This window comes from Corynebacterium sp. HFH0082 (genome assembly GCF_000411235.1).
In the GTDB taxonomy this organism is placed as follows: Bacteria; Actinomycetota; Actinomycetes; order Mycobacteriales; family Mycobacteriaceae; genus Corynebacterium; species Corynebacterium jeikeium_D.
The window spans coordinates 1678433-1692744 of record NZ_KE150404.1 but is presented as its reverse complement, the minus strand read 5'-3'; the positions used below and the strand labels follow the sequence as shown (position 1 = coordinate 1692744).

Annotated in this window: 13 protein-coding genes; 3 read left to right on the top strand and 10 right to left on the bottom strand. The window is 57.7% G+C overall.

The features are described 5' to 3' along the window. Positions 1–151: 151 nt before the first annotated feature. The gene (locus HMPREF1206_RS07345; protein ID WP_016422692.1) at positions 152–1039 is read left to right on the top strand and encodes a neutral zinc metallopeptidase; all 888 of its coding nucleotides are present in this window, start codon (positions 152–154) and stop codon (positions 1037–1039) included. Positions 1040–1066: 27 nt separating this feature from the next. On the opposite strand, the gene hisS is transcribed toward HMPREF1206_RS07345, so the two are convergent. Both hisS and HMPREF1206_RS07335 read right to left on the bottom strand, forming a co-directional pair. Next, positions 1067–2350 (bottom strand): histidine--tRNA ligase, encoded by a 1284-nt coding sequence (hisS, locus tag HMPREF1206_RS07340; RefSeq protein WP_016422691.1) that lies wholly within the window; start codon positions 2348–2350, stop codon positions 1067–1069. A gap of 43 nt (positions 2351–2393) precedes the next feature. After that, positions 2394–3065 (bottom strand): MBL fold metallo-hydrolase, encoded by a 672-nt coding sequence (locus tag HMPREF1206_RS07335; RefSeq protein ID WP_016422690.1) that lies wholly within the window; start codon positions 3063–3065, stop codon positions 2394–2396. Between the two features lie 292 nt (positions 3066–3357). On the opposite strand from HMPREF1206_RS07335, the gene HMPREF1206_RS07330 reads away from it, so the two are divergent. Beyond that, positions 3358–4197, top strand: a complete 840-nt coding sequence (locus HMPREF1206_RS07330) for a peptidylprolyl isomerase (protein WP_016422689.1) — start codon at positions 3358–3360, stop codon at positions 4195–4197. 120 nt (positions 4198–4317) lie between these two features. Here HMPREF1206_RS07330 and HMPREF1206_RS07325 read toward each other — a convergent pair whose 3' ends face one another. The 8 genes from HMPREF1206_RS07325 to ruvC form a co-directional block, all read right to left on the bottom strand. Then, on the bottom strand, positions 4318–6579 hold the full coding sequence (locus HMPREF1206_RS07325; protein WP_016422688.1) for a bifunctional (p)ppGpp synthetase/guanosine-3',5'-bis(diphosphate) 3'-pyrophosphohydrolase: 2262 nt from the start codon (positions 6577–6579) through the stop codon (positions 4318–4320). Positions 6580–6586: 7 nt separating this feature from the next. After that, positions 6587–7123, bottom strand: a complete 537-nt coding sequence (locus HMPREF1206_RS07320; RefSeq protein WP_016422687.1) for an adenine phosphoribosyltransferase — start codon at positions 7121–7123, stop codon at positions 6587–6589. A 110-nt stretch (positions 7124–7233) separates the two neighbouring features. Next, on the bottom strand, positions 7234–8451 hold the full coding sequence (gene secF, locus HMPREF1206_RS07315; protein WP_016422686.1) for a protein translocase subunit SecF: 1218 nt from the start codon (positions 8449–8451) through the stop codon (positions 7234–7236). 6 nt (positions 8452–8457) lie between these two features. Further along, positions 8458–10383, bottom strand: coding sequence for a protein translocase subunit SecD (gene secD, locus HMPREF1206_RS07310; RefSeq protein ID WP_016422685.1), 1926 nt, complete (start codon positions 10381–10383; stop codon positions 8458–8460). Between the two features lie 310 nt (positions 10384–10693). Then, positions 10694–11155, bottom strand: coding sequence for a preprotein translocase subunit YajC (gene yajC / locus HMPREF1206_RS07305; protein ID WP_042388673.1), 462 nt, complete (start codon positions 11153–11155; stop codon positions 10694–10696). A 68-nt stretch (positions 11156–11223) separates the two neighbouring features. After that, the gene (ruvB, locus tag HMPREF1206_RS07300) at positions 11224–12336 is read right to left on the bottom strand and encodes a Holliday junction branch migration DNA helicase RuvB (protein ID WP_016422683.1); all 1113 of its coding nucleotides are present in this window, start codon (positions 12334–12336) and stop codon (positions 11224–11226) included. Between the two features lie 66 nt (positions 12337–12402). Further along, a complete protein-coding gene (gene ruvA / locus HMPREF1206_RS07295; RefSeq protein WP_016422682.1) occupies positions 12403–13023 on the bottom strand; it encodes a Holliday junction branch migration protein RuvA in 621 nt (206 codons plus the stop codon). Positions 13024–13105: 82 nt separating this feature from the next. Continuing rightward, on the bottom strand, positions 13106–13663 hold the full coding sequence (gene ruvC, locus HMPREF1206_RS07290) for a crossover junction endodeoxyribonuclease RuvC (protein ID WP_016422681.1): 558 nt from the start codon (positions 13661–13663) through the stop codon (positions 13106–13108). Between the two features lie 115 nt (positions 13664–13778). Here ruvC and HMPREF1206_RS07285 point away from each other — a divergent pair, with 115 nt between their 5' ends. Then, positions 13779–14243, top strand: coding sequence for a DUF3817 domain-containing protein (locus HMPREF1206_RS07285; protein ID WP_016422680.1), 465 nt, complete (start codon positions 13779–13781; stop codon positions 14241–14243). Positions 14244–14312: the final 69 nt, after the last annotated feature.

Below are 14312 nucleotides of genomic sequence, written 5' to 3'. Positions count from 1 at the left end.
TACCGGTCATCGCCTTGGGCCTACCTCGGGCTTCATGTACTCACTTAGACAAAGTTCTCCGTAGATCCTGACGTTGATTTACATGCGGATACTATGACGCAGCGCTATTCAATGGCCCGTTTTCCGCACCTTATGCAATAGTCTTACTCCTATGACCTTCCGGAATGACTTCCAAAAGAGCTCGGCTCGTGCCGAGCGACGCTCGGGTGGTGGCCGCGCTATCGCCGTAGGCGGTGGCGGTATCGGCGGCCTTGTCCTCATCGGCCTGTACTTACTTCTCGGCGGCGACCCGGGACAATTGGGACAGCTGACAGGTGCCCAGAACAACCAGTCCTCGCAGACTGCACAGCAGTCCCCTGGCGAGGATCCCTGCAAGACCGGCGAAGATGCCAACAGCCGCATCGATTGCCGGATGGAATTCACCGGTATTTCGGTCGACCGAGTCTGGGAAGAACAACTCCCCGCACAGGCCGGCATCGAGTACACGAACCCAGGCTTAGTCCTCTTTGAAGGCTCCACTCAGTCGGGCTGCGGCGCAGCGTCCTCGTCCACCGGCCCGTTCTACTGCCCCGCCGATCAAACGGCCTACTTCGACACGGAGTTCTTTAGCACCCTGGAGCGCATGGGCGGAGGCAACGGACCGCTCGCACAGGAATACGTCGTGGCCCACGAATTCGCCCACCATATCCAAAGGTTGGAGGGCACACTCGGCCGCAGTAACTACAACGAACCGGGCCCCGATTCCGACGCTGTAAAGATCGAGCTGCAGGCCGACTGCTACGCGGGTATCTGGGCTCATTACGCGGACAAGGGGCCGGACGCAATCCTCGAACCGCTTTCCGACGAGCAAGTTGCCGATGCCCTCAAAACTACGAAGGCCATTGGCGATGACACCATCCAGCAGCATTCCGGCGGTGGTGTTCAACCGGACTCCTGGACCCACGGCTCGGCCGAGCAGCGTACGAAGGCATTCCTCACCGGCTACAAGTCAGGAAAGATGTCTCAGTGCGACACTCTCGAGCGCGGCGTCTACAGCTAGACTCCGCACTCAACAAATGCGCGTTTCCTAGATGCGCGACTGCAACTCCTGAACCAGTGCATCTAGGGCGACTGCGTGCTGCTCGTGGGACTCAAGGTTCTTCAGCTGAACCTCGCCCGCGGCCAATTCAGACTCGCCGAGGACCAACGCAAATCGGGCTCCAGCGCGATCGGCACCCTTCATCGCGCCCTTCAGACCGCGGCCGCCGTAGGACATATCTGCGCGGATACCCGCTTGGCGCAGCTTATTGATCTGCACCGCCATAGCGTGAGCGGCTTCTTCACCGAGCGCAACACCATACACATCGACGCGTCGACCATCGCTGGCCTGCTTGCCCTCTGCTTCCAGTGCGAGCAGCGCGCGATCCACACCCAAACCAAAGCCAATTCCAGACAGCTCTTGGCCGCCTAGCTGCGCCATCAGCCCGTCGTAGCGACCACCGCCACCGATACCCGACTGAGCACCAAGGCCGTCGTGAACAAACTCGAAGCACGTCTTGGTGTAGTAGTCCAGTCCGCGCACCATTCGAGGATTGATGACATAGGGCACCTTCATGTCATCCAACAGTCCAGTCACAGCTTCAAAGTGACCGCGAGCGCTGTCAGAAAGGTGGTCCAGCATCAGCGGCGCGTCGGCAAGCATTTCCTGCATTTCCGGTCGCTTATCGTCGAGAACGCGCAGCGGGTTGATGTTTGCACGGTGGCGCGTTTCCTCATCCAGAGGCAGGTCAAACAAGAACTCCTGCAGCTTAGCGCGATATTCAGGGCGGCAGGTGTTGTCGCCAAGGCTTGTCAGTTCAAGGCGGAAGCCTTCGAGCCCGATACCGCGGAAGCATGCGTCGGCAAGCGCGATGACTTCAGCGTCCAGCGCAGGATCATCGACGCCGATTGCCTCTACGCCCACCTGCTGCAACTGACGGTAACGGCCTGCCTGCGGGCGTTCATAGCGGAAGAATGGCCCCGCGTAGGAAAGCTTGACCGGCAACTGACCGCGGTCCAAATTGTGCTCAATGACCGCGCGCATCACGCCCGCGGTACCCTCCGGGCGCAGGGTGACCGAACGGTCGCCGCGGTCGGCGAACGTGTACATCTCCTTGGTGACGACGTCCGTCGATTCACCTACGCCACGTGCAAAAAGCCCGGTTTCCTCGAAAATTGGCAGCTCAATGTGCTCATAGCCCGCAAGTCGTGCGCGGTGCTGGAATGAGTTTCGCACCGCCTCGAATTCGCGGGAGACCGGCGGGACGTAATCCGGCACGCCCTTGGGCGCGGAGAATGGCTTCAACTTCTTTGGCTTCTGGCTAGAGTTCACCCCGCTAACTCTACCTGCCAACTCTCACGACGTGTCAGCCAGGCTAGGTGAGGTTTTGCAGGAACGGGTTGGTCGCGCGCTCCTCGCCTATCGACGATGCGGAGCCATGGCCCGGAAGAATCATGAGGTCATCCGCCAGCGGGAGGACCTTATCCTTCAACGACTGCTGCATGTGCTCCGGACTACTGCCCGGCAAATCTACGCGACCGATAGCCCCCTTAAAGAGGACGTCCCCGCTGAAGACAATCTCATCTTCCCCATCGGAAGCGCGCAGCATCACGCATCCCGGAGAGTGACCAGGAGCGTGAATGACTTCGAAATTCAACCCTGCCCACTTTACTTCGTCGCCATCCTCGAAGAAATCGGCTTCCGTATAAGCCTGCATAGAATCGATGTCAAAGAGGTGTCCGAAAGAAGAACCGCCGAGCTTCGGATTGGCCAGCAACACATTGTCGCTTTCGTGAATGAAGACGGGGATATCCCAGAAGTCGGCGGCCTCCGCGACATCGCGGACATGGTCGATATGACCATGGGTCAGCAGAATTGCTTCCGGCTTCCAATCTCGCTTCTCAACCTCGCCGCGTACTACCTCGAACGCCCCCATGCCCGGGTCAACAATGACGCATGGGGTGGACAGGCCGTCCATTTCCGGAGCGCCTGTTGCCACGTAGCAGTTGGTCTGAAAAGGGCCGGCTGCAAAACCAAATATCTCCATGGCGCTCCATTGTAACGATTGTGTACAGCCCCCGGCAGGCTATTTGCGCCTTCCAACAACGGGAAGAGAGCACCTTTCCCCTTGCTCGTTGGCCTGTCATCTCGCAAATGGGAAGCAATCCCGGGCATAATGGTCGATTGTGTACGCGACGGTGACCGACTGAGCTGTTACTTCAAATGCGGTCACTATCAATGGGCAAAATCGTCCGCTGGTGTTCCGTCACCAGCAATAGATGACTAACAGATACGGAGAAAGACTAGTGGCCAATAATGAGCAAAGGCGCAAAGATGCGATGCGGACGCTCGAGCGCGAACTTAAGCGCCGTGCACGTGCCGAGAAGCTGAAGCCACTGGGCGTTGTCGTAACTACCTTGGCTATCCTGCTCTTTATCGGTGGCGGCATCTACTTGCTGACCACGGCTGGCGGCGCTGACGACAATGAGGCCGCTGATGAATCCACGACTCCAGTCGAACCTGCAGCTCTGACAGCTACTCCCGTCAGCGGTGAAAAGGTTCCAATGAAGCGCTCTTCCCCACTTCCGGAAACCGTGACCTGTGACTACCCGGATGATGGCGAGGCATCGAAGGACATAGATAAGCCAGCTACCGACAACGTTCCCGCCACTGGCACTGTAACCATCACCCTGAAGACTAACCAGGGCGACATTCCGATGGAGCTGGACCGCGCTATTTCACCTTGCGGCGTCAATGCAATTGAGCACATGGCCAAGTCCAACTACTTCAACGACACCGTGTGCCACCGTATTACCGGTGGTGGCCTGAACGTTCTGCAGTGTGGCGATCCGACTGGTACCGGTACCGGCGGACCGGGCTTCAAGTTCGCTGGCGAGTGGCCGGTCAAGGATTCCGGCCTGGATCAGAACACCCCGTTGGTGTACCCGAAGGGCTCTATCGCCATGGCAAACCCGAGTGACCCGGATGCCAACGGCAGCCAGTTCTTCCTCAACTGGGCAGATTCTCAGCTGCCTCCGCAGTACACCGTGCTTGGCTCCATGACTGACGAGGGCACCAAGACGGTTGCGGACATTGCGAAGAACGGTATCGAGGGTGGCGGTACCTCTGACGGTAAGCCAGCTAAGGAAGTCCGTATTGAGAAGGCGGAAGTCAAGTAGTTGACTCAACTAACTGATTGAGAAATTAATCAAAAACAGGGTCAAGGTGAATCACCTTGGCCCTGTTTTAGTATCTACGCGGTCTCATCCTTTTTCACATATCGATGGCTACTAAACCGCCTACTGACCAGAAGTAATGCGGTAGACATCGAACACTCCCTCGACACCGCGCAGAATGTTGAAGATATAGCCCATCTGCTTAGTGTCCGAAACCTCGAAGCTAAAACGCATTACGGCAACGCGGTCATCGGAGGTATGAGAGGACGTCGACAGGATTGAGACCTTCTGATCGGAGAAAACGCGAGTGATCTCCGAGAGCAGTCCGTGACGGTCAAGTGCTTCGATTTGCACCGTAACCATGAAGACCGCACCGGAGGAATCCGTTGCCCAGGAAACCTCGATAATGCGCTCGGGCTCCTGGTGCAGTTTCTCCGCATTAGTGCAGTCCGTACGGTGCACACTGACCCCACCGCCGCGGGTGACGAAGCCAAAGATGGCATCGCCCGGCACAGGCGTACAGCATTTGGCGAGCTTAGCGGCCATATCCGCGCTGCCTTCTACCAACACACCCGTGCTGTCAGCGCGGCGCGGAGTGTTGTGCACGTTCATCTTTGAAATTGGCGTGCGGGAGACCAACTGCTCTTCGGCATCGTCCGCGCTCGAGAACTGCGCCATCAGCCGGTGAGTCACATGCTGCGCTGAGACCTGCCCCTTACCGATAGCGGTATAGAGCGCATCGACATCCGCATAGTGCAGCTCGGAGGCAATCTGCTTGATGGACGCCGGAGTGAACAGGCGGTGCATCGGCAGACCGCCGCGCTGTACCTCTGCAGCCAGCGCGTCACGGCCGGCATCGAGTGCCTCTTCGCGGCGCTCCTTGGCAAACCACTGACGGATCTTTGCCCGCGCACGTGGAGTTTTAACAAACTTCTCCCAGTCCTTAGACGGACCGGAATCGGCATCCTTGGACGTGAAAATCTCGACGCGGTCGCCAGTTTTTAGCGGTGATTCCAACGCCACTAGCTTGCCGTTGACTTTGGCACCAATACAGCGGTGACCTACTTCAGTATGGACCGCGTAGGCAAAGTCGACCGGCGTGGAGTCCGCAGGCAATGTGATGACATCGCCCTTAGGCGTGAACGCAAAAATTTCAGTGACTGAGAGGTCATAGCGCAGGGAGTCCAGGAACTCGTTAGGATCTGCGGCCTCGCGCTGCCAATCCAGCAGCTGACGCATCCACGCCATCTGATCGACTTCGGCGGAATCTCCCTTGTGAGAGCCCTTGGTTTCCTTGTAGCGCCAGTGTGCGGCAATGCCGTACTCAGCGTTGTAGTGCATCTCATGGGTGCGAATCTGCACTTCTAGCGGGGAGCCACCTGGACCGATGACCGTTGTGTGCAACGACTGGTAAACCCCGAAACGCGGCGCGGAAATATAGTCCTTGAATCGCCCCGGCATGGGTTTGAACAGCGAGTGGACGGCACCCATGGCGGCATAGCAGTCCTTGGTCGTGTCCACCAGAACTCGAAGTCCGACCAGGTCAAAAATCTCGTCGAACTCATGGCCGCGGACAATCATCTTCTGATAAATCGACCAGTAGTGCTTCGGCCTGCCCTGTACCTCAGCAGCAATGTGAGACTCCTTCAGATCCTTCTGAATCATCTCGGAGACTTCCTGGATGTACCGGTCCCGCTGCGGCGCTCGATCTGCGACCAAACGCACAATCTCGTCGTACTTCTTCGGGTACAAAATGGCGAAGGAGAGATCTTCCAACTCCCACTTCACGCTGGCCATTCCCAAACGATGCGCCAGCGGTGCAATCACCTCGAGGGTCTCACGGGCCTTCTTAGCCTGCTTTTCCGGCGGCAGGAAGCGCATTGTGCGCATGTTATGCAGCCGGTCAGCCACCTTGATAACCAGCACGCGCGGGTCCTGGCTCATGGCGATAATCATTTTTCGCACGGTCTCTGCCTCGGCGGCGGAGCCCAACGCGACCTTATCCAATTTGGTCACGCCGTCGACCAACCGTGCGACTTCTGGGCCGAAGTCCCGCTCCAGGTCCTCCAGCGTGTAATCGGTATCTTCGACCGTGTCATGCAGCAGCGCTGCCACCAGCGTGGTGGTATCCATGCCGATCTCGGCCGCAATAGTAGCGACTGCAAGCGGGTGAGTGATGTATGGCTCGCCGGATTTCCGATAGACGCCGTCGTGAAGGCGCTCGGCGGTATCGTAGGCACGCTGAAGCACAGCCAAATCTGCGCGCGGATGCACCTGTCGATGCACCGCGACAAGGGGATCTAGCACCGGGCGGATCTTCGTTCTGTTGCCGGTAAGGCTTCGCGCTAGGCGGGCACCATAACGGCGTGCGGGCCCTTCAGCCATGACTCATTCACCCCTTATTAACCACGTACAGAGGCAGATCAGCAAGCTTCTCCCGAGCTCCCAGGCCTTCAACCTCCAGCACGGTGCACAGCCCGGTTACCTCGACTCCAGCTGTCTCCAGCAGAGCGCGAGCTGCACACAGGGTGCCACCAGTTGCCAACACATCGTCGACAAGTACGGCCTTCTTGCCCTTCAGCTCAAAACCACTAGCCGGAATCTCAAGCGCGGCCGTACCATATTCCAGTTCATAGGTCTCGGTCAGCACAGGCGGTGGCAGCTTACCCTTCTTACGAATAGCGAGCACTCCCAGTCCGAGCTTGTACGCCACCGCAGAACCCAGCAGGAATCCACGCGCATCTAGGCTGCCTATAACATCAGCCCCGAACTCTTCCACCTTGGCGGAAATCTCGTCCACAATCAGGGCGAACGTCGTGGCGTCGGCAAGCGCCGGCGTCAAGTCCTCGAAGAGTACGCCCTCAACTGGAAAATCGGGCACAAACCGAATCTGATCGGCTAATGCCTCACGCGCGTGTGCATACGACACAGGTTTAAGCTCCTTTTCGGCGAAAAGAAAAAGTGCGGGTACCTGTCAACGATACCCGCACAATGCGCTTTTAAAGTAGTTTCACCCGAACCACTGGGAGGCGCTACCTCCTACTGCCCCGGACGCCAGGACAGCGGCTTGTTTTCATCGCCCTCAAGCGTCGGAGTCGTCACCGTTCGTTTCGGCGTCGACTGCTCCATTTCGCTTGCCGACGGCTCCTTCGAGCCCGAGTCCTCCGCAACATCAGTGGTGGCGGAATCGGTGTCCGATCCGGCCCGCTCAGATGCCTTTGCGCGAGCAGACAGTACCGCCTCGTCATGCTTGCGGTATTCACGCTGACGCGACTTGAGCGTTACCAACAGCGGCGAAGCCAGGAAAATCGAGGAGAACGTGCCCTGAATAATGCCGATGAGCTGAACCAGCGCCAAATCCTTCAGCGTACCGACACCCAGCATGCCCACGGCGATAATCATCAGTGCCAAGATTGGCAGCAGCGTCGACACTGTGGTGTTTATAGAACGCATGATGGTTTGGTTGACAGCCAGATTCACCAGCTCGGCGTAACTTCTACGTGTCGATGAACGATAGCCTGCCGTATTCTCGTCGACTTTGTCGAAGACCACGACGGTGTCGTACAGCGAGAACGACAGCACGGTCAGGAGACCGATAATGGTGGCCGGGGTGACATCAAGGCCGATCAGCGCGTAGATGCCCATAATCACTATTGCGTCCACGGCCAGGGCGAGGATGGCAGAAATGGCCATGTCACGCTCGAAGCGGATAGTGATGTAGGCGAATACCAAGCCCAAGAACACTACTGCAGCCAGCAGCATGCGGTTGGTAATCGACGAGCCCCACGACTCCGAAACGGTCGAGTCACCAATCGCATCCGGGGTCTGCTCCCCCTGTGCGTCGACGGGTTTGAATGCGTCGTTCAGTGCGACGCGAGCATCATTAATCTCGCCCTGGGTCAGCTTCTCTGAGGTGATTTCCAGAATGCGGCCTTCGCCAGAACCGATGATCTGCACCAACTCCGGCTTGACGCCGGTGGCGTCGGTGAAGACCTCCTCAGCCTGTTCAGTCGTCACTGACGCAGGCGGCATAGTCATCTTGGTGCCGCCCTCGAAATCGATACCGAAGCTGAACCCTCGAATCAGCATCGATGCTAACGCAACGACAATGACGGCAATCGCAATCTGGTACCAGCGCTTCCGCTTACCGACGATATTGATTCCACCCTCGCCGGTGTAGAGGCGGCGGAAGAATGAGTCCTCGTTAGCCGCGTCATTTTCGCTAGTCAGCGCCGGATTCGTCTGAGTAGTATTCATGGATTCCTACTTCCCCTCATTCGCGCCGGAGTCAGCCGAACCGGTGTCGGCAACTGCACTGGCGGCTGCATTGGAGGTGACAGCCTTTTTACCGGTAGCTACGGACTTGTTCCTGTTAGCGACCTCCATGACTGAACCAAAGCCGTTCATGGATGGTTTGGACAGTGCCGGCCACTTGCGAGTAGCCAGAATGACCAGTGGCGCAGTCACCAGGAAGGCGGTCACAATATCGAATGCCGTGGAAAGACCAAGTGTGAATGCGAAACCACGCACATCGCCAACAGCCAGGATGTAGAGGACCACAGCCGCAATGATGGACACAAAGTTACCCGACAGGATCGTACGCCGTGCTCGTCGCCAAGCATGCGGTACCGCAGAGCGGAATGTCCTACCCGCACGAATCTCATCCTTAATGCGTTCGAAGAAGACGATAAAGGAGTCAGCTGTCACGCCGATGGAAATGATGATACCGGCGATACCAGCGAGATCGAGTGAGTAGCCAATCCAGCGACCGAGCAGCACGAGTACGCCGTAGACCATCGCACCAGCTGCTGCCAGTGAAACCAGCGAGATGGCTCCGAGGCCTCGGTAAAGAACGATTGCGTAGACGACAATCAGAGCAATACCGATAATGCCGGCAAGCAGACCGGCCTCCAGGGAGGCCGACCCCAGCATGGCTGGAATGGTCGTAGTGGTACCGCCCGGCTCGCCGTCCTCACCTGCGAAGGACAGTGGCAGTGCGCCGTAACGCAAGTTATTCGCCAGCGCCTGTGCCTCATCGATAGTGAAATCACCCGTGATTCGAGTAGCTGAACCGACCGGGGTTGCCTCCTGAATCACCGGGGCGGAAATGACCTTCGAGTCCAACACGATGGCGACCTGCTGCTGCAGGTAGTCATTGGTCAGCTTGGTCCAGGTACGAGCGCCGGTGTCGTTCTTACCGGACTTGAAGCTAAAGGAGACCTGGATTTGACCAGACTGCTGATCGTAGCCACCGCTAATCGGCGCATTGGTGTCGATAGCATCGCCGGACAGACGCTGGCCCTTGACCTCGTCGTCTTGCCCAATCAACAGAGGAGCCTTGCCCAGGAAGATAGCCTTGCCACCTTCTGGCGCACAGGTCACCAATGGCTTGGCCGGGTCATCGGCACCCTGCAGCGGATCGACTGCATCTCGGTTATCGCAGCTCATCAGTGCAGCGGCTGCAAACTGCGTCGTCGGATCTTCGGACTGGCGAGTTGCCAGCAGCACGTCACGAACCTTCGTACGCAGCTCTGCCGCTTCAATCGAGTTCGCCGGCTTTGCCGGAGCCGTTGCGTCCAGCTTCGGGGCCTCGCCCAGCGACTTGGACAGTTCCTCCGGGACCGGCTGGTCCGGGTTCTGTTCCTTGAAGGCATCAATTGCACGCTTCTGCGTCTCGTTCATGTCCTTGTACAGGCCATCGACGCGCTTGGTGGCGTCCTCCTTCGACAGGACACCGACCGAAACCCAGTCCTCTGCGGTCTTTTTGACTACTTCACCAAAGGCAGCTTCATCAGGGCCCTGCGTGGGCTGCTCTACCGGACGGAAAAACAGCTGCGAAGTCTGTCCGAGCGTACGCGCCTCCTGTGAGTCTTCACCCGGCACGGTAATGACCAGCGTGTCACCGTCGGTGACAACTTGAGCGCCACTGACGCCCATGCCGTTTACGCGGTTCTCCAGAATCTTGCGAGCCTGGTCGAGCTGATCGCGGGTCGGCTTTTCGCCCTGCGGCACCAGGGTTACTCGGGTACCGCCCTGCAAATCGATACCCAACTTTGGCTTGGCCGATCCGCCGCCGGTGAAAAAGACGAGTGCGTACGTAAGGATAAGGAAGCTGACAAACAGCGCCAACAGCCACTGTGGCCAGTTCCTCTTGAATGTATTCGCACCAGATCTGGATTTGCTGTTCAAAGCAAAGTCTCCTGAATCGTGACGTTTAGGTACTTGAACGTTTCGGGTTGAAACGCGTGTCTATAACTGCACCGCGAACTCGCGCAATACCAGGCAGGGGCATTGCGGGCGTCGCTAAGCAAAGCTATAAACACCAACCGCTAGAGGATAACCGATTTAGCGGCCTGCGCCGGTTTTGACTTGTACCTGTTTAGTGAAAATCTTCCCACGCTTGCCGACGGCGAAACCTGGGTCGCGTCCTTCGCCCTGCGGCGCACGCTAGAGCTTGATGGCATGCAAACCAGCGGGGCGTGGACGTGCAAAACTGCTACTACTTTTCGGTAGAAGTCGAGCCATCTGTACCCGGGTTATCCGAATTGCTCGTTGTATCCGGGTTCGCGGCCTGCTCGTTGCTGTCCGAAGCCGCATTATCAGCCGGGCCGTGGCCGGTAATTTCTTGCACATCGCCAATGTGGTCGTCCGGCGCATCGGAAACTCTGCCACGCTGGTCGCGGTGAGCGTAGCTAGCTCCCGCGCCGGTAGTGAGGTTGCGGGCAATAGCGCCCTTCTCCCAACGGGTGACGATGCCGTCAGCGATGATTAGATCAACGGTTGTGTCGGTGGTATCAACGACCACGCCGTGCATGCCGGAACCGGTGATGACCTCCGCGCCAGGGGACAGCTTATCCTGCATTTCCCGGATGGTGCGCACCTGCTTGTTCTGCTTGACAATCTGCCAAATCGGCAGCGCCAGGAACAAGAAAATAAGTAGGAGGAGAATAGTTTGATCCATGTCTGCCGAGTTTAACGAATTGCCTGCTCGCAATTCCACACTGCCCTGGGACAGGATTAGGGGGAAAGCTATTCTCCGATAGTGCCCTCCGGGGGCTGTAGCCCCAAGTGCCGCCATGCTCGGGCAGTTGCCACGCGTCCACGGGATGTGCGCGCAATCATTCCTGCACGTACCAAGTAGGGTTCGCACACTTCTTCCACGGTCGAGGGCTCCTCACCCACTGCCAGTGCCAGCGAGTTTACCCCCACAGGCCCACCGCCGTGTCCCTTGACCAGAGCTGTCAGCACTGCCCGATCCAGACGGTCGAGCCCCAGCTCATCGACATCGAAGACAATCAATGCCGCCTTGGCCGCACCAAGATCAATAACGCCACCGGAGTGGACATCGGCGAAATCGCGGACGCGACGCAGCAGGCGGTTGGCAATTCGCGGTGTACCGCGCGAACGCGACGCAATCTCCACTGCAGCCTCCGGGCTGATGTCTACCCCGAGGATCCCAGCGGCACGGGTAACCACCTTTGTCAGATCTTCGACCTCATAGAACTCCATCTGCGCGGTAAAACCAAAGCGGTCACGCAGTGGGCCAGTCAGCATACCCGAGCGCGTCGTCGCACCGACCAACGTGAATGGTGGAATCTCGAGTGGAATCGACGTAGCTCCAGGCCCTTTGCCTACGATGACATCAATACGGAAATCTTCCATTGCCATGTACAGCATTTCTTCCACTGGCCTGGCAATGCGGTGAATCTCATCGATAAACAGGACATCGCCCTCGAGCAGGTTCGACAGCATTGCTGCCAAATCGCCAGCGCGAATAAGCGCCGGACCGGAGGTCATTCGCAGGGAGCTCCCCATCTCCTGCGCAATAATCATGGCCATGGTGGTCTTACCCAGCCCGGGAGGTCCCGACAACAGAATGTGGTCCGGAGTCACATTTCGCCCCCGTGCCCCGGAAAGCACTAAATCCAGCTGTTCGCGGACCTTGGGTTGGCCGATGAACTCCCCTAACGACTTTGGTCGCAGGTTCGATTCCGCATCGGCTTCCTCGACCTGAGCGCGGGCATCGACATCACGTTGTACACCATTTCCACCACCGCCAAAATGGTCGTTGGCTTCCCCACCTAAAGAGTCCCTGAAGGGATTGCCCGACACGTTAAACTCCGTGCGCTCGATATCGCTCATAGTCCCCTCATCCTAGTGCACTGCCAATTTTCATCATCAATGTAGCTGCAGGTCCTCGACCTGGATTTACTTCTCACCCAATGTCTTTAGCGCCGCCTTCAGCGCCATTGAAGTATCCAAGGTCGGATCAATCCGAACAACGGTCTCCGCTGCCTCATTCGCGTCAGCTTCCGGGAACCCAAGCCCGATCAAAGCACCAACGACCTGATCCAGATCTGCCTTCAAAACAAGGCCAGGTGCTGCTCCGTTTGCAGCTTCCTCCGGCGGCGATACCGCCCTGTCCGCGAAAACCTCGACTTTATCTTTCAATTCAACCAACAGGCGCTCCGCCAATCGCTTGCCGACGCCGTTAGCTGCTTGCAAGGCCTTCGCATTCTTTGAGGCGACCGCATTGGCAATCTCCGCCGGCGACAGTACCGAAAGAACAGACATCGCGACCTTTGGCCCCACCGTCGAGACAGTGCGCAGGAGCGCAAACATCTCACGTTCCTGTGAATTGGCAAAACCAAAGAGCGTAATCGCGTCTTCACGAACCGCCATTGTGGTCAACATAAAAGTCTGCTCATACCTCACCAACTGGGAAGCTAGCCTGCCTGTAATGGTGACCAAATGCCCGACACCACCGCACTCGATAACGCAATAGTCCGCACCGAGGTCGATAACTTCACCGCGAAGAGATGCAATCACTTCTCACAATTCCTTTCACTACGGCTTCCCTAAAGACACCGCGATAAACGCCAAACTCACAAGTGTTCTCTAGCAAGCTCCCCTACCGCGAGGGATTCTCACGGCGAGAAAGCTCCAACTCCCGCTCCTCGTGCTGCTTCGCAAGCGCAGCCAAGGTGTCGCGCTGGCGTTGCAGAACCGGACCACGCCAACAGTGGCAGATAGCGATAGCCAAAGCATCCGCTGCATCTGCAGGTTTTGGCGGAGTTTCCAACCCAAGGATTCTCGTCACCATCATGGTCATCTGCTTCTTATCAGCTCGACCGTTGCCGGTGAGCGCCTTCTTTACCTCCGATGGCGTGTACATATGCACTTCCAAGCCGCGTCTCGCCGCAGCGAGGACAAGGACACCAACCGCGTGCGCCGTCTGCATCACGGTGGACACGTTGCCGCGCTCGAATACCCGTTCCATCGCAACCACGTCCGGCTCGTACTCATCCATCCACTGCTCCACGGCATTGGAAAGCCGTAAAAGACGATCCTCCAACGACGCCGTGGTTGGTGTGCGGGCGACCCCCACAGCAATGGGAATGACTTTCCTGCCCTGAGTACCTTCCGCAATGGAGAGACCACAACGAGTAAGGCCAGGGTCGATGCCCATCACCCGCAGAGATCCAGCTCGATAATTCACTCCTCCACTAATATCATATTTCGAACAGCTGTTTGTATCGTAGCTAGAAGGAGTACCAACCGTTGGTTCTGATACGTTTAACACCATGAATTCACCGAAGAAGCTCTACGGCGTTCTCGCTGCAGCTGAAATGGTCACGTGGGCTCTGCTGCTTTTAGGCCTGGCGCTGAAGTACCTGTTCAAAGTCACTGACGCCGCCACCACTATCTTCGGCAGCATCCACGGCTTTACGTTCCTGTGCTACGTAGTCACCACCATCATGGTGTGGATCAACCAGCAGTGGAGCTTTGGCCGCGGTGTCATCGGCCTCGCCTCTTCTATCATTCCATTCGCAACCTATCCGTTTGAACGAAACACCCTGAAGGCAGGCCTTCTGGATCGGCCCTGGCGCTTTACCGACGAATCCGAGGAGCCACAGGGCATATTCGAGTGGGCACTCGCCATGATTATTCGTCGCCCCTTTATCTCGGCGTTCGTCATCTTGATTGTTCTCGCGGTGGTCTTCACACTGTTGCTGATGGCCGGACCTCCGACTCAGTGGTTCTCCTAGGACGCCCATAAAAACCAATCCCCATCGGACTGCTTTCCGATGGGGACTTCCTGTTGACACCAGCTCGCC